This window comes from Virgibacillus oceani, from assembly GCF_014638995.1.
GTDB lineage: Bacteria > Bacillota > Bacilli > Bacillales > Amphibacillaceae > Virgibacillus_E > Virgibacillus_E oceani.
In genome coordinates this window covers 207,435-232,470 of sequence record NZ_BMFR01000003.1, presented here as the reverse complement: position 1 = coordinate 232,470, position 25,036 = coordinate 207,435, and the positions used below count along the sequence as shown (strand labels likewise).

The 25,036-nt window shown below is 37.0% G+C and carries 25 protein-coding genes; 17 read left to right on the top strand and 8 right to left on the bottom strand.

What is annotated here, in order from left to right:
• The first annotated feature begins 164 nt into the window (after nucleotides 1-164).
• The 5 genes from IEV74_RS06445 (at nucleotide 165) to lpdA (ending at nucleotide 6,056) form a co-directional block, all read left to right on the top strand.
• Nucleotides 165-860, top strand: a complete 696-nt coding sequence (locus tag IEV74_RS06445; RefSeq protein ID WP_188454538.1) for a YkyA family protein — start codon at nucleotides 165-167, stop codon at nucleotides 858-860.
• Between the two features lie 447 nt (nucleotides 861-1,307).
• A complete protein-coding gene (pdhA, locus tag IEV74_RS06440) occupies nucleotides 1,308-2,351 on the top strand; it encodes a pyruvate dehydrogenase (acetyl-transferring) E1 component subunit alpha (RefSeq protein ID WP_229683080.1) in 1,044 nt (347 codons plus the stop codon).
• 3 nt (nucleotides 2,352-2,354) lie between these two features.
• On the top strand, nucleotides 2,355-3,332 hold the full coding sequence (locus IEV74_RS06435) for an alpha-ketoacid dehydrogenase subunit beta (protein ID WP_188454536.1): 978 nt from the start codon (nucleotides 2,355-2,357) through the stop codon (nucleotides 3,330-3,332).
• A gap of 24 nt (nucleotides 3,333-3,356) precedes the next feature.
• A complete protein-coding gene (locus tag IEV74_RS06430) occupies nucleotides 3,357-4,646 on the top strand; it encodes a dihydrolipoamide acetyltransferase family protein (protein WP_188454535.1) in 1,290 nt (429 codons plus the stop codon).
• 3 nt (nucleotides 4,647-4,649) lie between these two features.
• A complete protein-coding gene (lpdA, locus tag IEV74_RS06425) occupies nucleotides 4,650-6,056 on the top strand; it encodes a dihydrolipoyl dehydrogenase (RefSeq protein ID WP_188454534.1) in 1,407 nt (468 codons plus the stop codon).
• A 237-nt stretch (nucleotides 6,057-6,293) separates the two neighbouring features.
• On the opposite strand, the gene IEV74_RS06420 is transcribed toward lpdA, so the two are convergent.
• Complete coding sequence (locus IEV74_RS06420; RefSeq protein WP_188454533.1) at nucleotides 6,294-7,820, bottom strand: glycine betaine uptake BCCT transporter; 1,527 nt, start codon at nucleotides 7,818-7,820, stop codon at nucleotides 6,294-6,296.
• A gap of 262 nt (nucleotides 7,821-8,082) precedes the next feature.
• Between IEV74_RS06420 and IEV74_RS06415 the strand changes: the two genes are divergently transcribed.
• Together IEV74_RS06415 and IEV74_RS06410 are read left to right on the top strand one after the other, a co-directional pair.
• Nucleotides 8,083-8,919: a polysaccharide deacetylase family protein gene (locus tag IEV74_RS06415; RefSeq protein WP_229683077.1), complete on the top strand. Its 837-nt coding sequence runs from the start codon at nucleotides 8,083-8,085 to the stop codon at nucleotides 8,917-8,919.
• A 587-nt stretch (nucleotides 8,920-9,506) separates the two neighbouring features.
• Nucleotides 9,507-9,608, top strand: a complete 102-nt coding sequence (locus IEV74_RS06410; RefSeq protein WP_188454532.1) for a GapA-binding peptide SR1P — start codon at nucleotides 9,507-9,509, stop codon at nucleotides 9,606-9,608.
• 39 nt (nucleotides 9,609-9,647) lie between these two features.
• On the opposite strand, the gene IEV74_RS06405 is transcribed toward IEV74_RS06410, so the two are convergent.
• Complete coding sequence (locus IEV74_RS06405) at nucleotides 9,648-11,120, bottom strand: aminotransferase class I/II-fold pyridoxal phosphate-dependent enzyme (protein WP_188454531.1); 1,473 nt, start codon at nucleotides 11,118-11,120, stop codon at nucleotides 9,648-9,650.
• Nucleotides 11,121-11,265: 145 nt separating this feature from the next.
• Between IEV74_RS06405 and IEV74_RS06400 the strand changes: the two genes are divergently transcribed.
• Nucleotides 11,266-12,225 (top strand): NAD(P)H-dependent flavin oxidoreductase, encoded by a 960-nt coding sequence (locus IEV74_RS06400; protein WP_188454530.1) that lies wholly within the window; start codon nucleotides 11,266-11,268, stop codon nucleotides 12,223-12,225.
• Nucleotides 12,226-12,236: 11 nt separating this feature from the next.
• Complete coding sequence (locus tag IEV74_RS06395) at nucleotides 12,237-12,521, top strand: UPF0223 family protein (RefSeq protein ID WP_188454529.1); 285 nt, start codon at nucleotides 12,237-12,239, stop codon at nucleotides 12,519-12,521.
• Nucleotides 12,522-12,612: 91 nt separating this feature from the next.
• Here IEV74_RS06395 and IEV74_RS06390 read toward each other — a convergent pair whose 3' ends face one another.
• Complete coding sequence (locus tag IEV74_RS06390) at nucleotides 12,613-13,236, bottom strand: YktB family protein (protein WP_188454528.1); 624 nt, start codon at nucleotides 13,234-13,236, stop codon at nucleotides 12,613-12,615.
• Nucleotides 13,237-13,441: 205 nt separating this feature from the next.
• Between IEV74_RS06390 and IEV74_RS06385 the strand changes: the two genes are divergently transcribed.
• Both IEV74_RS06385 and IEV74_RS06380 read left to right on the top strand, forming a co-directional pair.
• A complete protein-coding gene (locus IEV74_RS06385; RefSeq protein ID WP_188454527.1) occupies nucleotides 13,442-13,633 on the top strand; it encodes a YkzI domain-containing protein in 192 nt (63 codons plus the stop codon).
• Nucleotides 13,634-13,792: 159 nt separating this feature from the next.
• On the top strand, nucleotides 13,793-14,602 hold the full coding sequence (locus tag IEV74_RS06380) for an inositol monophosphatase family protein (protein ID WP_188454526.1): 810 nt from the start codon (nucleotides 13,793-13,795) through the stop codon (nucleotides 14,600-14,602).
• Nucleotides 14,603-14,609: 7 nt separating this feature from the next.
• On the opposite strand, the gene IEV74_RS06375 is transcribed toward IEV74_RS06380, so the two are convergent.
• Nucleotides 14,610-14,789 (bottom strand): DUF5325 family protein, encoded by a 180-nt coding sequence (locus IEV74_RS06375; RefSeq protein WP_188454525.1) that lies wholly within the window; start codon nucleotides 14,787-14,789, stop codon nucleotides 14,610-14,612.
• Between the two features lie 145 nt (nucleotides 14,790-14,934).
• Here IEV74_RS06375 and IEV74_RS06370 point away from each other — a divergent pair, with 145 nt between their 5' ends.
• Nucleotides 14,935-15,228 (top strand): YlaH-like family protein, encoded by a 294-nt coding sequence (locus IEV74_RS06370; RefSeq protein WP_188454524.1) that lies wholly within the window; start codon nucleotides 14,935-14,937, stop codon nucleotides 15,226-15,228.
• 41 nt (nucleotides 15,229-15,269) lie between these two features.
• Here the strand turns inward: IEV74_RS06370 and IEV74_RS06365 are convergent, their stop codons facing one another.
• On the bottom strand, nucleotides 15,270-15,473 hold the full coding sequence (locus tag IEV74_RS06365; protein WP_188454523.1) for a YlaI family protein: 204 nt from the start codon (nucleotides 15,471-15,473) through the stop codon (nucleotides 15,270-15,272).
• A gap of 136 nt (nucleotides 15,474-15,609) precedes the next feature.
• On the opposite strand from IEV74_RS06365, the gene IEV74_RS06360 reads away from it, so the two are divergent.
• Complete coding sequence (locus tag IEV74_RS06360; protein ID WP_188454522.1) at nucleotides 15,610-15,897, top strand: YbyB family protein; 288 nt, start codon at nucleotides 15,610-15,612, stop codon at nucleotides 15,895-15,897.
• Nucleotides 15,898-15,954: 57 nt separating this feature from the next.
• Here the strand turns inward: IEV74_RS06360 and IEV74_RS06355 are convergent, their stop codons facing one another.
• Both IEV74_RS06355 and IEV74_RS06350 read right to left on the bottom strand, forming a co-directional pair.
• Nucleotides 15,955-16,554 carry a YhcN/YlaJ family sporulation lipoprotein gene (locus tag IEV74_RS06355; RefSeq protein WP_188454521.1) on the bottom strand — a complete coding sequence of 200 codons (600 nt, stop codon included), beginning with the start codon at nucleotides 16,552-16,554 and terminating at the stop codon, nucleotides 15,955-15,957.
• A gap of 213 nt (nucleotides 16,555-16,767) precedes the next feature.
• Nucleotides 16,768-17,259, bottom strand: coding sequence for a hypothetical protein (locus tag IEV74_RS06350; protein WP_188454520.1), 492 nt, complete (start codon nucleotides 17,257-17,259; stop codon nucleotides 16,768-16,770).
• A gap of 178 nt (nucleotides 17,260-17,437) precedes the next feature.
• Between IEV74_RS06350 and IEV74_RS06345 the strand changes: the two genes are divergently transcribed.
• The 3 genes from IEV74_RS06345 (at nucleotide 17,438) to pyc (ending at nucleotide 22,573) form a co-directional block, all read left to right on the top strand.
• Nucleotides 17,438-17,722 (top strand): Fpa/YlaN family protein, encoded by a 285-nt coding sequence (locus IEV74_RS06345; RefSeq protein WP_373284308.1) that lies wholly within the window; start codon nucleotides 17,438-17,440, stop codon nucleotides 17,720-17,722.
• A 232-nt stretch (nucleotides 17,723-17,954) separates the two neighbouring features.
• The gene (ftsW, locus tag IEV74_RS06340) at nucleotides 17,955-19,142 is read left to right on the top strand and encodes a putative lipid II flippase FtsW (RefSeq protein WP_188454519.1); all 1,188 of its coding nucleotides are present in this window, start codon (nucleotides 17,955-17,957) and stop codon (nucleotides 19,140-19,142) included.
• Nucleotides 19,130-22,573, top strand: a complete 3,444-nt coding sequence (gene pyc, locus IEV74_RS06335; protein WP_188454518.1) for a pyruvate carboxylase — start codon at nucleotides 19,130-19,132, stop codon at nucleotides 22,571-22,573. The genes ftsW and pyc overlap by 13 nt, the downstream gene beginning before the upstream one ends.
• A gap of 40 nt (nucleotides 22,574-22,613) precedes the next feature.
• Here pyc and IEV74_RS06330 read toward each other — a convergent pair whose 3' ends face one another.
• Entirely contained in the window at nucleotides 22,614-23,570 is a 957-nt protein-coding gene (locus IEV74_RS06330; protein ID WP_188454517.1) for a COX15/CtaA family protein, read from the bottom strand.
• A gap of 501 nt (nucleotides 23,571-24,071) precedes the next feature.
• Between IEV74_RS06330 and cyoE the strand changes: the two genes are divergently transcribed.
• Nucleotides 24,072-25,010 (top strand): heme o synthase, encoded by a 939-nt coding sequence (gene cyoE, locus IEV74_RS06325; RefSeq protein WP_188454516.1) that lies wholly within the window; start codon nucleotides 24,072-24,074, stop codon nucleotides 25,008-25,010.
• Nucleotides 25,011-25,036: the final 26 nt, after the last annotated feature.

Below are 25,036 nucleotides of genomic sequence, written 5' to 3'. Positions count from 1 at the left end.
ATGTTCCATTCAATGATTTTATCATATTTAATCCTATTAATTCATAAAATTGATATAGGACAAGCTAATCTATTGTGCGAGAGCATGTAACATTTCACATATGTTATATTGTTACATATTAAATATCTTTACAATCGCAGCAATGAACGAAGGAGGAAGATCAAGTGATTCGAAAAAAAGCAATCGTAATTCTGGCTATATTATGCATCATACTATTATCTGCTTGTACAGGTGCATCAACGAAAGACGAAATTTATGATCACTTGGAGAAGGCAGTTACACTGGAAGATGCTTTTGAGAAACAACAGGATTCTATTGTTGAATTGGAAAAAGAAGAGCAGCAATTGTATAGTCAGATAATTGATCTTGGTATGGATGAATTTGATAAAATAAAACAGCTTTCAAAGCAGGCAATTGAATCAATTGAAAAACGAACGGATAAAATAAAGCTTGAAAAAGAAAGTATCGATGCTTCTAAAGAGGAATTCCAAGAAATTAAAGAGCTGATTGCTGATCTGGAGGAAGATAAGGTCAGGAAGAAAGCAAATGAAATGTATGATGTTATGATGAATCGTTACGAAGCATATGAGAAACTCAATAATGCGTACAATAACTCATTAAAGCTGGAGAAGGAACTGTATACCATGCTTCAGGATAAAGACATGAAGCAAGAGAAGTTAACTGATCATATTTCTAATATAAATGAAAGCTATCAAAAGGTATTGGATGCTAATGATAAATTTAATGCATCAACAACTGATTATAACGCATTAAAGAAGGAATTCTATGATCTAGCAGGTATCGATGTAAAATATGAAGCAGATGTACCAGACAGTAAAGGTGGAAAACAAGGGGAATAACGCTTTTTAGCAAGGGACTGCCCTTCGCTATATAACGTGCGGGTAACGTTATATGGCGGAGGGCAGTCCCTTTTTATGCAGAACTAATACAGTTTTAATGATTTACTGTAACAGATTAAAGTGTTTAGCTGTTTTTGGCTAGAAATGATAATTTATTTAAAAGAAATACAAACAAAGTAATTGACCAATATGATATGTTGAGCTAAACTCTAATTAGATTATGAATTGTACCAATAATTTTTGCGAAATGAATGTAACAGTTTATGAAATTAATATTAATAATGATTTATATGAATCCAAACAGGGTACAAGAATAAGAGCAAAAAAGGTACAGATTTTTTCATATTTTGGGAAGGCTAGAAAGGAAAATACCAAAACGGATGTAAAGAAAGGAAGAGGTGAACTATTTTGAAACACGTACTTGATAGTGTTGAGAGTCAGTTCGAAATGTTCCAAATTCTAAATGAAGATGGGAAGATTGTTAATAAAGATGCATTGCCTGATCTTTCAGATGATGATTTGAAAGAGCTTATGCGCAGAATGGTTTATACTCGTATATTAGATCAGCGTTCAATCGCGTTAAATCGCCAGGGACGCCTTGGATTTTATGCACCGACGGCTGGACAGGAAGCGTCCCAGCTTGGCAGTCAGTTTGCTTTGGAAAAAGAAGATTTTATTTTACCAGGATATCGTGATGTGCCACAGCTTATTTGGCATGGTCTTCCACTATACCAGGCATTCTTGTTCTCTAGAGGGCATTTCCATGGCAACCAATTTCCGGAGGGCGTAAATGCATTAAGCCCACAAATAATTATTGGTGCTCAATACACACAAACGGCTGGAGTAGCTCTAGGAATTAAAAAACGCGGCAAAAAAGCTGTAGCTGTAACATATACAGGTGATGGCGGTACCTCTCAAGGTGATTTTTATGAAGGAATTAACTTTGCAGGTGCATTCGGTGCCCCGGCAATTTTCTTTGTTCAAAATAACTATTTCGCAATCTCGGTTCCTGTAGAAAAACAATCTGCTGCCAAAACGTTAGCACAAAAATCTGTAGCGGCAGGAATTCCTGGTATTCAAGTTGACGGAATGGATGTCCTTGCTGTTTATGCAGTGACGAAGGATGCCCGTGAACGTGCGATAAATGGAGAAGGTCCAACATTAATTGAAACATTAACCTATCGTTATGGACCACATACAATGGCTGGTGACGATCCTACTCGCTACCGCACAGATGACCTTGATAATGAATGGGAGAAAAAGGATCCGATCGTACGTTTCCGCAAATATTTGGAAGGCAAAAAATTATGGTCTGAAGAAGAAGAAAATAAAGTGATTGAAGAAGCAAAAGAAGAAATTAAAAAAGCAATTAAAAAAGCAGATGAATATCCAAAACAAAAGGTGACAGACCTTATTTCCAATATGTTTGAAGAACTTCCAGCAAATCTTCAAGAACAAATGGAAGAATATAAAGAAAAGGAGTCGAAATAAATCATGGCACAAATGACAATGGTTCAAGCAATCACCGACGCACTCCGTACAGAATTAAAAAATGATGAAAATGTGCTTGTGTATGGTGAAGATGTCGGTCAAAACGGTGGCGTCTTCCGTGTTACAGAGGGCTTGCAGAAGGAATTCGGTGAGGATCGTGTATTTGATACGCCACTAGCTGAATCTGGTATTGGCGGTATGTCTCTTGGTTTAGCTTTACAGGGCTATCGTCCAGTTCCGGAAATTCAGTTTTTCGGCTTCGTTTATGAAACTATGGACGCAATTAATGGACAAATTGCTCGTCTTCGCTACCGTTCAGGCGGTACACAGTCAGCACCTGTTACGATTCGTTCACCTTTCGGGGGCGGCGTTCACACACCAGAATTACATTCGGACTCATTAGAAGGATTAATTGCTCAACAACCAGGTATTAAAGTTGTTATTCCTTCAACACCACATGATGCAAAAGGATTATTAATTGCATCTATCCGTGATAATGATCCTGTTTTATTTTTAGAGCATTTGAAGCTTTACCGTTCATTCCGTGAAGAAGTTCCAGAAGAAGAGTATACGATTGAACTTGGGAAAGCGGATGTTAAACGTGAAGGTAAGGACGTAACTATTATTTCTTATGGTGCAATGGTTCACGCATCACTTAAAGCAGCAGAAGAATTGGAAAAAAACGATATTGATGCAGAAGTTATTGATTTACGTACAGTATCACCAATTGACATTGATACCATTATTGAATCTGTACAAAAAACAAATCGTGTTGTTTTTGTTCAAGAAGCTCAACGCCAAGCAGGTTTAGCATCACATGTTATTTCTGAAATTCAAGAACGCGCAATTTTACATTTGGAGGCGCCGATTTTACGTGTGACTGCACCAGACACAGTCTATGCATTTCCTCAAGCGGAAGATCTATGGCTGCCTGATCATAAAGACATCGTAGAAAAGGTTAACCAAGTAATCAACTTTTAATTAAATGGATGGGAGGTAGTAATAATGGCATATAATTTTAAATTGCCGGATATTGGTGAAGGGATTCATGAAGGCGAAATTGTAAAATGGTTTGTAAAAGAAGGCGACGAAGTAAAAGAAGATGATGTGCTTTGCGAAGTGCAAAACGATAAAGCTGTTGTAGAAATCCCTTCCCCAGTTGAAGGACCAGTTACAAAGGTTCATGTTGAAGAAGGAACTGTCGTCGTCGTGGGTGATACAATTATTACAATTGATGCTGAAGGCTACGAGGATGATAGTGACTCCGGCGAAACAGAAGCTAAACCAAAAGAGGAATCCAAAGAAGAAACTAAAGAAGAGCCTAAAAAAGAAGAACAATCAGATAATAAATCAAGCGATGACGCTTCACAGAAATCAGGTAAGCGTGTCATTGCAATGCCGTCTGTTCGTAAATATGCACGTGAAAATGATGTAAGCATTCAACAGGTAACAGGAACAGGAAAAAATGGACGTGTATTAAAAGAGGATATTGATAGTTATCTAAATGGTGATCAACCAGCAGAAACGGATGAAACATCAGCAGATCAACAAGAGGAAAAACAAACATCGAAACAAGTAGTACCTGAAGGGCAATATCCGGAAACTCGTGAAAAAATGAGCGGAATTCGTAAAGCTATTGCAAAAGCAATGGTTAATTCGAAAACGAAGGCTCCTCACGTTACACTAATGGACGATATCGATGTGACTGAACTTGTTGCACATCGTAAGAAATTCAAGGCTGTTGCTTTGGAACAAGATATCAAATTAACATACTTGCCATACGTTGCAAAGGCTCTTGTATCAGCATTGAAAAAATATCCAATATTAAATGCTGCCGTTAATGATGAAACAGACGAGATCGTTTATAAGCATTACTACAATGTAGGTATTGCAGCAGACACAGATAAAGGCTTGCTTGTACCTGTTGTAAAAGATGCTGATCGTAAGTCAATCTTTACTATTTCAGCAGAAATTAACGAATTGGCAGATAAAGCTAGAAGTGGTAAACTAACATCGGATGAAATGAAAGGTGCTTCAAGTACAATTACAAACATTGGTTCTGCTGGGGGACAGTGGTTTACACCTGTTCTTAATTATCCAGAAGCAGCTATCTTAGGAATTGGCCGAATTGCTGAAAAACCAGTTGTCCGTGATGGCGAAATTGTTGTCGCTCCCGTACTTGCATTATCATTAAGCTTTGACCATCGTATTGTTGATGGTGCAACAGCTCAATTAGCACTAAATCAAATCAAACGATTATTGAACGATCCACAATTAATCATGATGGAGGCGTAAATTATGGTAGTAGGAGATTTTCCAATTGAATTAGACACTCTAGTTGTTGGTGCAGGTCCTGGCGGTTACGTCGCTGCAATTCGTGCTGCACAAATGGGACAAAAAGTTACCATCGTAGAAAAAGGCGAGTTAGGCGGGGTTTGCTTAAATGTAGGCTGTATCCCATCTAAAGCGATGATTCAAGCTGGTCACTTGACTGAACATGCACACGGGAATGAAGAATTGGGCATTAAAACAGAGAACGTTTCCGTTGATTTTACAAAAGTTCAGGAATGGAAAGGGAAAGTAGTTAATAAACTCACTTCTGGTGTTGAAGGACTTTTAAAAGGTAATAAAGTAGATATTGTAAAAGGTGAAGTATATTTCGTTGATAAAAATACAGTTAAAGTAATGGATGAAAAAAATTCACAAACCTATACATTCAATAACTGTATTATCGCAACAGGTTCAACACCAATTGAAATACCAAGCTTTAAATATTCTGATCGTGTCCTTGATTCAACTGGAGCATTGAACCTAAAAGAAATTCCTATGAAAATGGTTGTTATCGGTGGTGGATACATTGGTACAGAGCTAGGTTCAGCATACGCAAACTTTGGAACTGAAATCGTTGTTTTAGAAGGTACGAAAGATATCCTTGGCGGTTTTGAGAAACAAATGACACAAGTTGTTAAAAAACGATTGAAAAAGAAAAATGTTACCATCGTTACGGAAGCAATGGCCAAAGGTGTGGAGGAATCTAAAGACGGCGTTAAAGTTACGTATGAAGCTAAAGGTAAAGAGGAATCAGTTGATGCGGATTATGTATTAGTGACAGTTGGCCGTCGTCCGAACACAGATGAAATCGGTCTTGAGCAGGTTGGTATTGATGTAGATGAAAAAGGTCTAATCAAAATTGACAAGCAATGTCGCACAAGTGTAGATAATATTTATGCAATTGGAGATATTGTTGCTGGACCTCCGCTTGCACACAAAGCTTCTTATGAAGGAAAAGTGGCAGCTGAGGCAATTAGCGGCGAGAAAGCAGAAATCGATTATATTGGAATTCCTGCAGTAGTGTTCTCAGATCCTGAGCTTGCATCTGTTGGATATACGGAAAAAGAAGCTAAAGATGCAGGATACAAGGTGAAAGCTTCTAAATTCCCGTTTGCAGCTAATGGACGCGCATTGTCTCTTAACGATACGGATGGTTTCCTGAAGCTAATTACACGTGAAGAGGATGGCTTAGTAATTGGTGCACAAGTTGCAGGTCCTAATGCAAGTGATGTTATTGCGGAAATTGGGTTAGCAATTGAAGCTGGCATGACTGCTGAAGATATTGCACTTACAATCCATGCACATCCAAGCTTAGGCGAGATCACAATGGAAGCAGCAGAAAAAGCACTTGGCATGCCGATCCATACAATGTAATAGAAACGATTAAAAGAGAGCTGTTTTTTCAGCTCTCTTTTTTCTGCAATTTTATTTTAAGAAAGCAAGCAATGTTAAACACCTATTTTTTTACAACACAAAAAGTGCAGGGCGTAACAAAAACGTATGTTACGAATACCCAATAGAAAAATCCGAACTAATACAAATTCTAATGGAAGAATTCATAGTTCGGATTTCTTTTTGACTAAAATACTATTTCCTTAGCCGCTTTTTTGGTTATTTTTTTCGCTTTAAATCAAATTGTCTCGCTTCTTCTTTAAAGGATTTTATAAGTGAGACGACGATTAAAATCATGATTATCGCAAACGGGAATGCAACAATAATGGATGCAGTTTGCAATGCATTAAGTCCACCCTGCCACAACAGAATTGCCGCAGCACCTGACTGAAGAATACCCCAAACTAATTTCACGATATTTGGTGGATATAAACTTCCTCCAGTCGTTTGCATTCCTAAAACAAATGTCGCTGAATCGGCTGATGTGATAAAGAATGTACTAATTAAAAGGATCGCCAGGATGGACATTAACGTTCCTAAAGGGAAGTGTTCTAAAACAGCGAACAAAATAATTTCTTCCCCATAATTTGGGGAATCGAGCAGTGATGCAAGGTCAACTCCCTGGAAGAACTCAAGGTTAATGGCTGAGCCGCCAAGTACCGCGAACCAAATAGCGCCAAATATAGTAGGCACTAACAATACCCCTGAGACAAATTCACGAATTGTTCTTCCTCTTGATACACGGGCAATGAATGTACCGACAAACGGTGCCCATGCAATCCACCAAGCCCAATAAAAGATTGTCCAATTGCTAAGCCATGCATTATCTGGATGGAATGGTGTCATGCGGAAGCTCATACCTGGCAGGTTTTGAATATAGCTGCCAAAGGTGCTTGTAAATATTTCCATAATAAAGTTTGTAGGTCCTGCAAATAGCATGAAAAGCATCAAGGCAATTGCAAGAACGATATTCGTATTACTTAAATATTTAATCCCTTTGTTCAAACCAGTCATGGCCGAAATTAAGTATAAAACCGTTACAATAGCAATAATGACAAATTGCAGTGTTATTGTTTTTTCAAAGCCAAATACATAGCTGAGCCCACCGCTAATTTGGATTGCACCAAACCCTAATGAGGTTGCTACACCAAAAACAGTTGCGAACACTACGATAAAATCAATTAATGTTCCAAGGGGTCCTTTAACTCTGTCACCCAAAACAGGCTCAAGTATCGCACTTACAACACCAGGAGACTGTTTGCGGAATTTAAAGTATGCTAAAGCTAAAGCGATGGTTGCGTATACTGCCCATGGGTGCAAACCCCAATGGAAGAAGCTGTAACGTAAAGCAATTTTCGCTGTTTCATCCGTGCCACCCTCGCCAAATGGAGGACTATGGAAATGGGATAAAGGTTCTGCTGCTCCCCAGAAGACAAGTCCAATACCCATGCCGGCACTAAATAACATTGCAAACCAGGTTATATAAGAGTACTCTGGTTTATCAGTGGGCTTTCCCAGTTTTATTTTCCCATATTTTGAAAAGATCAGGTATAAAGAAAATATTAGAAATCCCGTTGTTGTCAACAGGTAAAACCAACCAAATCTATCTACAATAAATGCTTGGATGGCTGTTGTTACATCACTTAGATTGCCATTTGGTAAAACATCGTCAGGAATGATTCCCCATATGATAAATAGAATTGCAACAACTGCTGAAATATAAAAGACACGTGTAACTTTTTCCATAATCACAATTCCTTTCCATGTGAAATTTTTCATAAACGCACACATTTATGTATTGAAACATAAGAATGCACATGATTCAAATAATGCGATGTCCTTACTATTTCCTTTATTGATTGATATAATTCCGGAATTTTAAATACATCGTCGTTCTTTACCCTTACAAAAATAATTCTAAACAATTATATTGTAAGGTAGTCATGTCATTCCATGTCATCTATACTGAAATTATGTTGAACTTTTTAACAGCGTGGAGGGGACATCATTGAAAAAAATAGTGGCGGGAATGCTATTTTTATTATGTTGCGTAATTATCTCGGCTTGCAGCAATACGCAGAACACCAATACGTCTAGTCATTCTGAACCTGCTGACGATAAACAGCAGACTAACGATTCACAGCAGAGTGATCATAAACTAGACGAAAAAGAAAGTACGGATTCAATTAATAAACCGGAGGAAGAAGTTAAGCCTAAATACAAAGTATCAGATGTATGGTCGATTGTTCCTATTGAAGATCATATAAATAAGAGGGTTGTATTAATCACGATTGATGATGCTCCGGGCAAATATGCACTAAAAATGGCACAGACCTTAAAAAATATGGATGTAAATGCCATCTTTTTCGTCAATGGTCATTTGCTTGAAACGACTAAAAAAAAGGAAATGCTAAAACAACTAAATGATATGGGTTTCGTGATCGGGAATCATACATACAGCCATGCATCCTTACCTGATTTAAGCAAAATAGAGCAAAGAAAAGAAATCATACGCGTAAATGATATGGTAGAAGAAATCATTGGGGAACGCCCAAAGTTCTTCAGGGCACCAAATGGAGAAAATACTGATTATTCGAAACAAATTGCGCAAGAAGAGGGTATGACCTTAATGAATTGGTCCTATGGCTATGATTGGAATAAAGAGTATATGTCAAAAGATGCCTTGACCGATATTATGATTAATACTAATTTGCTGGTTAATGGGGCAAATTTATTAATGCATGATCGGAAATGGACTGAAGCTGCACTAGAAGATATTGTAAAAGGATTACGTGACAAGGGGTATGAGCTTGTTGACCCGAAATTAATACGAACAACAAAATAAAAGTAGCTGTGTCAAAAGTTTATTAGTCAAAAAGAAATCCGAGCTATGAATTCTTCCATTAGAATTTGTATTAGTTCGGATATTTTTTTGGGTATTCAAATAGAAACATCATGTACCCTCATACTAGCAGCCCCTATACACGGAGACTCTGGTGAGATCCCGGAGTGCGTCGGCTTAAGGAGGCTCATCAGCCGTCCACGGAAAGCGAAGTGTTTACGGGCTGCGGGGTAAAAAAGCAACGTAAAATGCAAAATTTACGTCGCAGTTTACGTCAACTACGTATTACCAAACGTTTTTGTTATGCCCTAGTCTTTTTATATAGGAAGTTAATGAGAGGACCAGATATTTTTTAAGAGGTAACCACGCGAAGACGGATCAGCTGTCCTAGGAAAGCAAAGCAATGTGTGATTGCCTATACTTAGTGATCTTTGGAATTGCCAAGTTATAAAGCAAGCATTACGTTTACAAAAAGCATTATATAAAAACACATTTTATAATGTGTTATACTATTTGGGCTTGATACTTTAATTATGACATATTATAATATGAATATGGTGTTTTAATTAATCAAAAAGGAGCTGGACCAAATGGGAACAATCATTTGTCAGGATTGTCAACAGGTTATTGAGCATTTTGATGATGAAAAAGTAACAACCCTTTACGGTACATGTCCTAGTTGTGAGAAATAAATATAACGTAAAAAAAGAGCTGGCAGGACAGCTCTTTTTTTATTTGAATGGTTTATATTCTTTAATAACATGAATGGTTTTCAATGTTTCGTCTTGGAGTCCTTGTACTGGTAAACCAGCATCAATATTTTTATGGATGTAAGCAATGTTATCGTCTGTAATGATTTCGCCAGGTATAAAAATTGGAATACCTGGTGGGTAAACCATAATGGATTCTGCGCTAATTCTGCCAACGGATTCTTCTAATTGAATTGTTTCTGTTTCCGAATAAAAGGCATCTCTTGGCGTTAAGGACAAAAGTGGAATATCAGGGATCGTTACCTGAATTTCTTTTTTTGATACATTCTTCTCTTTTTCCAAGGCAAGCTGTTTTAATGCAGAAATTAACAGGTTTACTGTTTCCTCTGAGTCGCCAGGTGTAATGATACATAACAGATTATATAGGTCCGATAGCTCGACTTCTATTGCAAAGTTCTTCCGCAGCCACACCTCAGCATCATAGCCTGAAATTCCTAAATCCTTAACTGAAATAATTAATTTTGTAGGGTCGATATCATATATTGCTTCACTTCCAATGATTTCTTTCCCGACACAATAAAGATGATCAATTTTATTAATTTTCTCTCGTGCTATTTCCGCCAGTTGAATCGCTTGATCAGCTAATTGAAACCCCTGTGTAGCAAGTTGCTTTCGGGCAGCATCTAAGGAAGTCAATAAAATATAAGATGTAGAAGTTGTCGTAAGCATGGACATAATGGTTTGTACTCGTTCTTCGGAAACACGGTCACCTTTGATATTCAGTACAGAGCTTTGCGTGAGGGAACCACCTAATTTATGCACACTTGTTGCTGCAAGGTCAGCGCCCGCTTGCATTGCAGAAATTGGTAATTTGTCATGAAAGTGAATATGAACACCATGAGCTTCATCCACTAGAACAGGTATATCGTATTGATGTGCTATCGATACAATTTCTTTTAGGTCAGCAGCTATTCCAAAATATGTTGGATTAATAACCAGTACAGCTTTCGCATCCGGATGTGCTTCTATGGCATGTTTAACTGCATTTGGAGTTATTCCATGTGAAATTCCGAGCGTTGTGTCTATTTCAGGATGAATAAAAACTGGTGTTGCTCCAGAAAAGATAATAGCCGATGTCACCGATTTATGCACATTTCTGGGTACAATAATTTTATCACCGGGATTGCATACACTCATAACCATCGTCATAATGCAACCACTTGTCCCCTGTACAGAAAAGTATGTGTAATCTGCACCAAATGCGGCTGCTGCAAGTTCTTGGGCTTCCTTTATAATTCCGTTTGGATGATGAAGGTCATCTAAAGGTTCGATGTTGATTAAATCAATTGAAAAAGTATTATCGCCAATAAACTCCCTGAAAGTCGGATCAACCGCTTTTCCTTGCTTATGTCCAGGTATATGAAATTGTGTAGGTTTATTTTTTATATGGTTTAACAAGCCATCAAATAGTGGCGTTTGTAACTGTCTGTTCACACTAAACACCTCGATTCTAAATAACCAAAGTATTATATCAGATCTTGTTTTTAATAGCTAGTTTTAGTATTTAGATAGCCATACGTATACTGCTCGTGATACGATTGCTATATTACGTAAATTTTCATGGCAGGGGAGATTATGAATGGTATGGAAAACGCGAGTAACTGATTTACTAAAGATTGATTATCCAATTATCCAAGGTGGTTTAGCATATCTAGCATATGCTGATTTGGCTGCTGCTGTATCTAATGCTGGAGGGCTCGGTCAAATTACGGCAATGAGTTTGGAGGGTCCCGATAGATTAAGAGAAGAAATTCGTCGTGTAAAAACAATGACTGATAAACCTTTTGGAGTTAATTTTGCGATAGGTCAGCATGGAAGACCATATGAACACATGGTAGAGGCAGCAATTGATGAACAAGTTCAAGTCATTTCTGTTACTGGCGGTAATCCAAAAGGTGTACTGGATATGGTCGATAAACATCCTATTAAAAAACTTGTACTAGTTGCAGCCAGGAGACAGGCTGAAAAAGCGGAAGAGCTGGGCGCAGATGCTGTTATGGTTGTCGGACAAGAAGGTGGGGGTCATTTAGGGCGAAGTGATGTTGGAACATTTGTCTTAACACCGCAAGTAGTTGACAGTGTATCAATTCCGGTTATTGCTTCTGGTGGTATAGCAGATGGCAGGGGAATGATGGCTGCCTTTGCTTTAGGAGCTGAAGGGATCGAAATGGGCACTAGATTTATCGCTGCAAAAGAGTGTATTGATGCACATCCAATTTATAAGCAAGCGTTAATTAATGCGGATGAAAATGCGACAGTCGTAATAAAGCGCTCGCTTGGCGCACCGGCACGAGCGTTAAAAAATGAATGGACTGATAGAATAATGGATTTAGAATCTGCACATGCTAATTTTGATGAATTGAAACCCTACATAGACGGGAAAGCGAACAAACAGTACATACATGATGGTAATGAAACGCAAGGATTCGGCTGGGCTGGTCAGGCTGCTGGACGCATTAAAAACATCCCAACGGTACAGGAATTATTTTCTGTAATGCTTACGGAAGCAGAAACGATAAAAAACAAATGGACCAGGTGAGGTGATAAGAAATGAACTATCATTACCCAATTGATGAAACATGGTCCAAGCAGGAAATTGTTGATGTCGTCCATTTTTTCAGTGCAATTGAAAAAGCATATGAAAAAAACACAACAACATGTGAGGAAATAATGGTGGCATATAAAAGGTTCAAGCAAATAGTTCCATCCAAAAGTGAGGAAAAACGTATTTTTGCTGAGTTTCAGCAAGCATCGGGATATTCAAGCTATTACGTTGTAAAACATGCGAATAATCAAAAGAATGGTGTTATTGTTATGAAAAAGGGCAACTCATAAATGTGAGCCGCCTTTTAGTCGTTTAGGAAATTATAAAATTTGAATCTGTATGCTATGCATAACTAGATCACCGTATTGAATACATTTGAGCTTATCTTGCTTTCATAGCTCTTGAATATAATGGAAGTACATTATCTATAGTCTCTTTTGCAATTTTGATAAATTCCATTCCCTCTGTTAAACGTTTGTCATCTGCATTTAAATGCTGACCAACCAAAAACTCAGCTTTTTTAACATCACGAAAACGCTCAAGTGCAGCTTTTAAATCTAACTCCTTCATTTGAACAGCATCTTTTTTCGTATGATCCAATGACACAACATAATCAGTGGGAATCTGTTTCCGGATTTCATCTATATTGCTTAGAAAGGCTTTAGCAATTTCTGTTTTATGAGGCAATTCATAAATCAATGCAAACCAGATGAATACATGATCATCAAACAATCCTACTTGGAAATGGGGATGCTGCTTGTACCCTCTTTTATTGTCAGCAATTGCGAGCCAGGTATCTTTAGGCGGGTTCACGGTTCTTCTTGCGTGCCTGGCAATGTGTAAAAACATTTCATTACCAAGCCTTGCTGCTAAATGATCAACAAGTTCCGTTCCTATCTCCTGGAATTTAGGCTGAATGCGTTTTTGTATTGCTTCCATTCGATTATCTAAACCTTCAATATTAAAGGTTGCAAAGTCATTTTGAGTGAATCCTTCAAATCGCATATGAATCTTCTTCCTTTCTTATCTCTTCTTTATAATAATTATTATTAAGCAATACGGCCGTATAGTCAAGCCGTACACATGAGCAGTAAACGTTTAAAACTATCGAGAAAAGGGAATTGTTATAAAAACATAATGTAAAATTACGAACCCATCTTGCAGCTTTTTCATATATATAATAAAAGCCATCTGAAAGGATGTAGGTGTTATGAAGTATGTAATGGAAGCACTTAGGAGAAAAGAAGCACAAGAGAGATTGCCTGTCATTCGCATGGAAATCGATTATGAACTTATGACACTCTATGATGCATTACAAGCTAAAGATACTGTTCAAATTATAAAGACAAAAGAGCGGTTAGAGCACTTACGCATCCAACTTATGAAGATAGAAAATGAATAAGAGCAAAGTTTAATTGACCCCAGTATCACAACTGTCAATTCATAGTTGATACATATGGCGGTCATTTTTTATAGAGACTCATTCTGTATAATCCAATTATATGACTAGCTTACGTCAATTTGATACTATTGTAGCAATGAGAATATTGGAGGCTTTTAAATGAACTTGGAACTTCGCGATGAAATCTTTAATCAAGCTAAAAAATGGATACTTGAAGCAGGGGGCGCGATTAGAGAAAGAATTGATGATCCGTTAACTATTGACACAAAATCAAATCCAAAAGATTTAGTAACACACATGGACAAGGAAACGGAACAATTTTTTGTTAGGAAAATTAAATCAGAATACCCTGAACACTTATTGTTAAGTGAAGAAGGATTTGGTGACAATCTTCAGTCATTGGATGGGATCGTATGGATTGTTGATCCGATTGATGGAACAATGAATTTTGTTCAGCAAAAACGTAACTTTGCTATTTCAATTGGTATTTACCATCAGGGAATTGGGGAAATGGGTTTAATTTATAATGTAATGGATGATAATTTATATAGTGCCAAGCGTGGGGAGGGTGCTTACAAGGATAATAAACAATTACCACAATTGAAAGAACAAGTAAAATTAGATGAGTCATTACTGGGGTTAAATCACTTTTGGCTATTGGAAAATCGATTGGTTGAAGAACAAATAATGCAAAAGCTTGTGCGAGAGGTTCGTGGTACTAGAACATACGGATCAGCTGCATTGGAATTTGCCTATGTAGCTGAAGGAATAATGGATGGTTATCTGACAATGAGCCTAGCCCCATGGGATGTAGCAGCAGGAATTGTAATCGTGAATGAGGTTGGCGGGGTTACTACAAATATCATGGGTGGAGATGTCAACATGCTTGAAAAAAATTCAATTTTAACATGTCATCCAGCCATTCAAAAAAGCATTATCAACGACTTTATTAAAAAAGGAAAAAAGTGACTCTGGATTAAAAAGAGTCACTTTTTCTGCGTTTGATAGATAATCCGAATCCCATAAATGCAAAACCTAGTAAAATAAACAGTGTAACAAACCAAATATTTCGGAATGCAATGGCAACCCCCGCCGCTACAAACATTAGAATGACGAGCATAGCCAGCATAAACATGGGAAAGTTTATGTTTTTCATCGTTTTCACCTCTATTACATGGAATAGTATAAATGATTATCATAGCTTTTTCAAAACGCAGGTCCCAATCATAACGGTTAGAACTAGCAAGAGAAGGAAAGATTTAGTATGATAGTAAAAGAGTTTTAATATATGGGGGAGACAAATGTTTATTTTTGATTTAATTGTAGATAATTACGGGACAGATCATGTATTTTTAATTTTTTATGTTCTTAATTTAATTTTTGGTGCAATTGCTTTTAAACTAGGATTTGCCCGTCAGCTACCTTTGTTAAAATCGCTTTTTGTATATATCATGTTAGCAATAGGCACGTTTATCATAACTATTTTTAGCATATTCAAAATGCCAATGACGGAAAGTTTAATTATTATTTGTATTGTTTTGGGTATTTACAGGTTTCGGTTACATAGACAGCGTAAAGAGCAAAATAATGAATAACAACAAAACTCCCTCTCTTAATAGATCGGGAGTTTTGTTTTTTACAATAAATCGTTTTTTTTCTTCTTTTCACGATAAAGGCGAAAGTTGCCTGAAGCGTGGCGTGCTTTCGTTTTATCGTCAATTCGTTGATAGCATGATTCACATAAATACATATGAATTCTGCGGTTTCTTAAACGTTTTGCTTGTAAAGAACTGTCGTTAATATCTTCTATATTGTCACATATAACACATTTAACTTGCATGGTTTCACCTCAGAGTAGGCTTATTAGGTATAACTATAACATAGGATGGAAGCTCATTAAAGAAGTATATTATTGATGTTTTATAAGATAATATGTGGGGAATGGTCTTGTAAATGACATTTGAGAGGACGATTTGATGAAGAAACGTTATGTATTTTCTGCCATAGGAGCAGTAGGTGCAGGTGTCGCTGGATACGTCTTGAAAGATAAGGATAATAGAAACAAGTTAAAAGAAAAAGTAAAATTTGCAACACAAAAAATGAAGGAATTTAACCACAATAGTACAACTTTAGAAGATGCTGGTATTCCGGATCAAACGGATAATAAAGATCTGGCGCAATTTGAGAATGCAAAAATGGTATCAGAGGGATCACAATTTGGTGTAAATTATTATAATGAGGTAAAAGCAAAAAGTAATTCATAACGAAATCCTCCCCACTCTTATAAGGGGAGGATTTCCATTTGAGCCCAAAGAAAGCAGCTATTCCTGATTTCTTTGGTTGGATTGGTCCTCTTGAATGTCATCAAGTTTTTTCTCATCTTTTTTTGGAATCACTTCTTTATTTTGATCTGGTTCATCTGGCTGGTCATCACTAATTGGGAAATCAGGCATGTATCGGCCGACTATTGCCGATAATTCATCTACAACACCGTGAACAGGATGACCCTGGCTAATCTTATTACTCATACCCCGGATTCTTTCCATAACATCTGCGTCTGCGACAACTACAGCTGTTTTGCCATAAGGATCGTGCTGCAATGCCTCTAATACAGAATATTTAATTGTCCCCACACGAGAACGATCAAGATCTTTGTCCACGTCGATAGCAACTACAGCATATGGACCAGCAACAATTGCGGCGGAATCATTAACATTTGGTACATCACCGGCAACTTTTGCTAAATGATCCGCCATCTGTCTATTATTTAAATTTTGATTTTCAGTTGGGTCAGAGTTCTCAACCTGCAAAAAACGATTATTCGTGCCTTCATCGGTTAATGCATTATCTTGATTATCTTGTTGGCAGCCAATCATAAATAGTAAACAGCTAAATAATACTATTCCTATACGAATATTCATTTGACACTCCTCCTTAAATGAAAATGACTAACTTTAAAATTTAATCAGTCATTTCGCTTTTGCTGTTTATTTTTTGTCTTAAGTGTCAAATTATACAAAAAGCCGATTGGAGCAAAATACCAATCAGCTTTTTAAGAGTGTTTCTCCCGCAAATATTCAAATTGTCCAGCTTGCATGAAATAGTTAAATACAAAACGTATGAAGGGCGCATTATCAGACAATAACGATTTTGTTAACTCCTGTGATAGGGTTATTTTTATTTGATCCGTCCTTATAGTAGACATGTACTGGCCCATTTTCTTTTAGTGGTTTGCCATCAATAGAGAACAGAAAATAAGCATTTTTGAGTTCATCTAATGAAATGTCAACATCCCCATTATCCGTAACTAATGTAGCTTTTTGAGCATCATCTTTAATTTCAGCGTGGTTTATAAATTCGTTAATTGGCATTACATAGGAATTTGTTAATATTTTCTCACCTTCTAAACGGGAAATGCTTCTGTTTACGGGTGGATTAACTTTTTGCTGATAAACTGCTCTATCCCAGCGTTTTGAAGCTTCTTCCAATTCACTCTCAGTAACTGTATGTTTGCTAGCATTCGTCAAAAATGCTTCTTCAAGTAAAATTTTTCGATCGTCGAAGATCCAAACCGTTGGATCAAGCGTAATTTTATATGTAACATTTCCTGTGATTGGTACAATCATTGTTGCGCCACCTTTCAAATTAATCTTTATCAAGAATAGCAGACATGCAAAGTTTTTTCACGATTTTAGAACTGAAAATATTGATTTACTATAAATTTATAGTAATTTTATTTGCAATTTATTGTTGCTAACGATAAGATAATATAGAAGAAAGTCTTTAAGAGCGGAGGGGATATATATGATACCCGAGATGACAGTTGATCATCGTGAAAAAGCCTATGCCCTTCTTAAGGCTGATGCTGACAAAATATTGAAACTAATAGAAGTTCAAATTGAGAACTTAACGATGCCTCAATGTCCCTTATATGAAGAGGTTTTAGATACACAAATGTTTGGTCTTTCAAGAGAAATTGATTTTGCTGTGCGTTTGAACTTAATCAGCGAGAATGAAGGTAAAGCACTTCTCGAGAATTTGGAAAGACAACTCAATGTGCTTCACGAAGCAGCACAGAATTCTGTATAAACTGCAGCTTAGAGTAAAAACTTTGCCGACAATTTAAATGGCAAGGTTTTTTTATTTTAAATTCTTGTTATTTCCAATCGAGATAGATGGTACTATAATAAAATATAAATAATTTTGGTAGATGATGAAACACAATTCTGTGGAATAGATTACACTTTTTCTATAATGTGTTAAACTATTTGAAAATTTCTATTTCATCTTTACCTTAATACATATTCTGGGGAGAAGTAAGATGATTAAGAAATTTAAAGATTATGATTTTACTCTTATGATTACACCTATCCTATTAGCGGGATTTGGCATTGTCATGATCTACAGTGCCAGTATGGTAATTGCGGTTGTGGAGGGATACGAAAGTACACATTATTTATTTAAGCAGCTTCAATGGTTTGTGCTTGGTTTTATTGGTTTTGCTTTATGTTGTATCTTCCCATATAAATATTATCAAAAACTGATGAAACTGGTTATCCTGCTCGTATTGGGGTTATTGGTGGGAGTACTTTTATTTGGTAATGAAGTAAATAATGCCAAATCCTGGTTTAGTTTTGGTTTTGGCAGTCTGCAGCCTGCTGAATTTGCTAAATTAGGATTAATCATGTATTTGGCGTCTATCTACTCCAAAAAACAATCCTATATTAATGATTTTAACAGGGGTGTTTTGCCGCCATTAGTGTTAACAGGTATTGTGTTAGGGTTGATTGTAATGCAGCCGGATATTGGTACCGCTGCTATTATCTTTCTAATAGCATGTTCGGTAATCTTTAGTTCTGGTATTCGCTTTAAACATTTATCCATTCTTATTTTTATTGGTTTAGCAGTTGTTGCGATTGCGATACCGAGTATGGTTACAGATGAAAGAATTGCCCGCTTTACAGGCGCATACCAGCCATTTGAAACGCCTGATTCAGATGGATACCATTTAATACAATCCTATTTGGCAATTGGTGTCGGTGGTCTGACGGGTGAAGGGTTAGGACATAGTGTACAAAAGCTTGGCTATTTGCAGGAGGCACATACCGATTTCATAATGGCAGTTATTGCAGAGGAATTAGGATTTATTGGCGTTATTATCGTTATAGGGCTGCTAGCAACAATTATTTTACGAGGCATTTTTATAGCTAGAAAATGTGACGATAGTTTTGGAGCGCTGTTAGCCATAGGGATTTCATCGATGGTAGGGATACAAGCTTTTATCAATCTTGGTGCTATAAGCGGATTACTGCCAATAACCGGAGTACCACTTCCATTTGTCAGCTATGGCGGATCATCGCTATTGGTTATGATGATCTCTATGGGAATATTAAATAATATTGCAAAATCTGTGAAAAAGCGGGAAAGACAACCAGTACCGGTAAATGAAAAAGATATGCCAGAAAATATGGCTTCTAATAATAGAGGAGGAAAATCATGGCTAGTATAAATCAAATTCAAAAAGTTTTAGTCGCTAATCGCGGGGAAATTGCAATTCGGGTTTTTCGTGCTTGTACGGAATTAAATATACGTACGGTTGCTGTATATTCCAAGGAAGATACAGGTTCCTATCATCGGTATAAAGCGGATGAATCCTATCTAGTTGGTGAAGGAAAGAAACCAATTGATGCTTACTTAGATATTGAGGGTATCATTGAAGTTGCTAAAAAGGTGGATGTTGATGCTATTCATCCCGGATATGGGTTCTTATCGGAAAATATTCACTTTGCTAAACGATGTGAAGAAGAGGGGATTATATTTATAGGGCCAAGCAGTAAGCATCTGGACATGTTTGGTGATAAGGTGAAAGCTAGGACACAGGCGGTAAATGCTGGATTGCCTGTAATCCCTGGAAGTGATGGTCCTGTATCTTCAATTGAAGAAATAGAGGGATTTGGTGAGGAATTTGGCTTTCCGATTATTATTAAAGCATCGCTTGGCGGCGGTGGCCGGGGAATGCGGATTGTTCGTAATGCCAATGGGCTAGGAGAAGCGTATGACCGGGCTAAATCGGAAGCAAAAGCAGCATTTGGAAATGATGAGGTATATGTCGAGAAACTTATCGAAAACCCGAAACATATTGAGGTACAAATAATTGGTGATCAGCATGGAAATATTGTGCATTTATTTGAAAGGGACTGTTCTGTTCAAAGAAGGCATCAGAAGGTAGTAGAGGTAGCACCAAGTGTAGCATTGCCAGATGGATTAAGATTAAAAATCTGTGACGCGGCAGTAAAACTGATGCAAAAAGTAAACTATCTAAATGCCGGTACTGTAGAATTTCTGGTAACTGGAAACGACTTTTATTTCATTGAAGTAAATCCGCGTGTCCAAGTAGAACACACCATAACAGAGCTGGTAACAGGAATTGATATTGTACAAACACAAATAAAGGTGGCTGAGGGACAATCTATACATGCTGAATCGATAGGGATTCCAGATCAGGATAATATAGCAACAAACGGATTTGCTATTCAATCTCGTGTTACAACAGAAGATCCGCTAAATAATTTCATGCCTGATACAGGTAAAATCATGGCGTACCGTACGGGTGGCGGTTTTGGAGTGAGGCTTGATGCTGGTAACGGATTCCAAGGCGCTGTTATATCGCCGCATTATGATTCATTGCTTGTTAAGGTGTCAACATGGGCACTAACGTTTGAGCAAGCTGCAAATAAGATGGTCCGAAATTTAAAAGAATTCCGTATTCGCGGTATAAAAACAAATATTCCATTTTTAGAGAATGTTATTCTGCATAAGCAATTTTTATCTGGCGAATATAACACAACGTTTATCGACAAGTCACCAGAACTATTTGTTTTTCCAAAACGCAAGGACCGAGGAACAAAAATGCTTACGTATATTGGAAATACAACGGTGAATGGTTTTGAAGGAATGACAAAAAAGGAAAAACCAATTTTCTTAAATCCAAGGATTCCAAAAGTTAATCAGGTTCAAAAATTCCCAGAAGGTACCAAGCAAATTTTAGACGAGCGTGGCCCTGAGGGATTAGCAAAATGGCTAAAGGAAGAAACGGATGTAAAGCTTACAGATACAACCTTCCGTGATGCTCATCAATCGCTGCTTGCGACAAGAGTGCGCTCAAAGGATTTACTGCAGATCGCTGAACCTACTGCACGCTTATTACCCGAATTATTTTCAGTAGAGATGTGGGGAGGAGCGACATTTGACGTTTCTTACCGTTTTCTAAAGGAAGATCCTTGGGAACGATTGTTAAAGCTTAGAGAAAAAATTCCGAATGTTCTGTTCCAGATGCTTCTGCGTGCCAGCAACGCTGTCGGGTATAAGAACTATCCAGATAACCTAATAAAAGAATTCGTCGAAAAAAGTGCGACTGCTGGAATAGATGTATTTCGCATTTTTGATAGCTTAAATTGGTTAGAGGGGATGACACCTGCGATTCAAGCCGTTAGGGACAATAATAAAATTGCCGAAGCATCTATGTGCTATACAGGCGACATATTAGACACTGGCCGTACAAAATATGATTTAAATTACTATAAGAATTTAGCTAAAGAGCTTGAACAGTCCGGGGCACATATTTTAGGTATTAAGGATATGGCTGGACTGCTCAAACCAGAAGCTGCATATCAGCTAATTTCAACATTAAAAGAATCAATTGATCTGCCGGTTCATCTTCACACGCACGATACGAGCGGAAATGGTATTCATATGTATGCCCGGGCAATTGATGCTGGTGTTGATGCGGTAGATGTAGCATGCGGGCCAATGTCAGGCTTAACATCACAGCCAAGCGCCCAAACACTATATCATGCATTAGAAGGTACAAAACGCCAGCCAAAAGTAAATGTCGGATCATTTGAAAAGTTGTCCTATTACTGGGAAGATGTCCGCGGCTATTATCAAGACTTTGAAAGCGGCATGAAATCACCGCATACAGAAATTTACTTTCATGAAATGCCTGGGGGACAATACAGTAATTTAAAGCAGCAGGCAAAAGCAGTTGGATTAGAAGAACGCTGGAATGAAGTGAAAACAATGTTTCGTCAAGTAAATGATATGTTTGGGGATTTAATTAAGGTTACACCATCATCTAAAGTAGTAGGTGATATGACATTGTTTATGGTTCAGAATAATTTAACTGAGGATGATATTTATGAACGGGGAGAATCAATTGATTTTCCTGATTCTGTAATAGAATTTGCTCAAGGTTATATTGGTCAGCCGTATCAAGGTTTCCCGCAAGAATTGCAACGGATTATTCTAAAAGGAAAGAAACCAATTAATGTACGGCCAGGTGAACTGCTGGACCCGATTGATTTTATTCAGCTAAAGGAACAACTGTATAAATCGCTGGACAGACCTGTAACAAGTTTTGATATGATCTCGTATGCCTTATATCCTAAGGTGTATATGGATTACCATAAATTCTATGAAACATATGGTGATATGTCTGTTCTTGACACACCAACATTTTTCTATGGAATGAAGCTGGGTGAGGAAATCGAGGTTGAAATCGAGCAAGGGAAAACATTAATCGTAAAACTGGTTTCTGTTTCTGAAGCAAGATCTGACGGTACACGAGTCATCTACTTTGAATTAAATGGTCAATCCAGGGAAGTGGTTATTAAAGATGAAAGTGTAAAATCACAAATAGTTACCAGGCCAAAAGTGGATAAAGGCAACGAAAAACACATCGGGGCGACAATGCCTGGTACTGTTGTAAAAGTGTTATGCGAAAAAGGTGATAAAGTAAATAAAGGTGATTATTTGCTTATTAACGAGGCAATGAAAATGGAAACAACGGTACAAGCTCCTTTTTCAGGTGTTATAAAAGAAATTTACGTTAAAAACGGAGACGCATTAGCAGTAAACGATTTACTTATTGAATTTGAATAAAATAAAAAGCAGGGAGCGGAAATGTCCGGCTGCCTGCTTTTTATTTTGAATTAGCATTCTTATTTAAATTGATTAATTGTTTTTCGTATTTAGCACTTCTTGAAGATAGTAAAATGAAATAACTTAACATGGCGAAATAGCAGGATATTACTAATGCATGCAGCAATGCAATACCAAGATTCAACATGGAAAATATGATCATAGCACCAAAGAAAACCTGTAAAATTATTAGTGTTAAAGTTGTTATCCATCCCCAGAACATTACCCTATTTGCAGCATAGTTTTTCATGACTTTTATAAAAAATATGATAGTCCAGAGAAAAAGAATTCCCGCCGCTAAACGATGTCCCATTTGTACCCATTGGTCGAATCTGAATGTTGAAAACGAGAATGGCGATTCATTCGTACAAAATGGCCAGTCAGCACAAACCATACTTGCATTTGCGTGGCGAACGTATGCACCTGTGTAGACAACAATTAATGTATAAATAGCTAAGGCATATATTTCAATGCGGTGCTTCTTTTGAATTGTTAATGACGTAGCATCGAATTTCTTATCTATTTCAAAAATTAATAGCATTAGCAGGAAGACTGCAACAAACGATATCAACGAAATACCGAAATGGGTAGCAAGAACAAAATCAGACTGCCCCCATTTAACAGCCGCTGCTCCTATTAAAGCTTGCAAAATTAAAAAGAATGCAGATAAAAAGGATAGGAATTTCATTTCACGAATATGCCCAAGGTGCTTCCAGGATAAAAATGATAAAGCTAAAACGACAATTCCCATTATTCCAGAGACGAGTCGATGACTTAATTCGATGACAAGTTCAGGTGTTATATCGGATGGTAACGGTACAAATTTCCCGTGGCATAATGGCCAGCTTGCTCCGCATCCAGCACCAGAATCTGTCTTGGTAACGAGTGCACCTCCAATTAAAACAAAAACCATGCCAATTGCAGCTACAACTGATAGCCATTTTAATATTTTGATCATAATAAGGCCTCACTTTTATGCAAATAAATATATACAATAGCTTTATAGTAATACTTTTTTCTAATAGAGGGCAATACAAACAATGTGAAAATCACACAATTGTCATCTTATCATTATTTATTACTATTTTCACTATAAAAAAATAAAAAACCCTTGCAAAGTGGTGCGTTGTTTGCTAGAAATAATGTAGGGGATATTTGATAAGCTTTCCACCATTGTGCCCATTATAATGGGTTTAACTACATATCTTTGTTTTACAATGGAAGGCTATAATGCCTTTTATTTTATTTTTAGTCTCAATTTCACAAATTTGTCACATTTAATAGATGCTAAAAAAATGTAAAATAACACTATGTGGTTAATAGAATGTAATACAATTCCATGATACAATTAGGATTATAGACAGGATACTTTTGGGAATAGTAATAGTAAGTTGCTGTTTTCTAGTATGCTCTTTTATTGTGTGCCTTTTTGTTGGGGATTTGAAGGGGGGATAATGACATGAATAAGGTGGAAACAACTTCCACACAAGTGATCGGTAATGTTGCAGCATCTGAGAAAATTGGCACCACATTAGTTAGCGATCTGAAATCATTAATAAAAATTGGTATCGTTAATTCAAATTTAATCACAACATTTGCTGGCTTCTGGTTAGCACTATATTTCACAGATGCTTCATTTATAGCAAACTGGGGTACCTTTTTGCTAACAATGGCCGGAAGTGGTCTGGTAATTGCCGGCGGATGTATTCTGAATAACTGGTATGATGCAGATATTGACCCAGTAATGACGCGTACAAAAAAACGGCCAACAGTTACAGGATCCATACCCTTAAACCAAGTACTTCTATTAGGAATAGCGGCAACGGGTGTTGGACTCATACTTTTACTTCTAACAACCATTGAAGCTGCTGTTATTGGTTTTTTAGGTTGGTTTACATATGTTGTTTTATATACGATGTGGACTAAGCGTAAATATACCTTGAATACTGTTGTAGGAAGTTTTTCTGGTGCAGTGCCTCCGTTAATTGGATGGGCAGCCATTGACCCTGATTTACATATGGCAGCTATTGTGTTTTTTCTCATAATGTTTATATGGCAAACACCGCATTTTCTTGCATTGGCTATGAAAAAAAGCGAAGAATATAAAGCAGCTGGTATCCCAATGCTTCCTGTTGTTCATGGATTTGCATTTACAAAACGCCAAATAGTTGTATATACGGCATGTTTGTTGCCATTACCATTTTATTTAGTATCATTAGGCACGACTTTTGTTGTGATAGCAACATTGCTTAATGTTGGATGGCTTGCTTTGGGTGTTGGTGGATTTTTTATGAAAAATGATCTTAAATGGGCAAATCTAATGTTTATCTATTCATTAAATTATTTAACCATTATGTGTATCTTGATGGTTATGGTAACATTTGAGTTCCCCCTATAATGAAAATGGAATTTTGTAATTGTCCT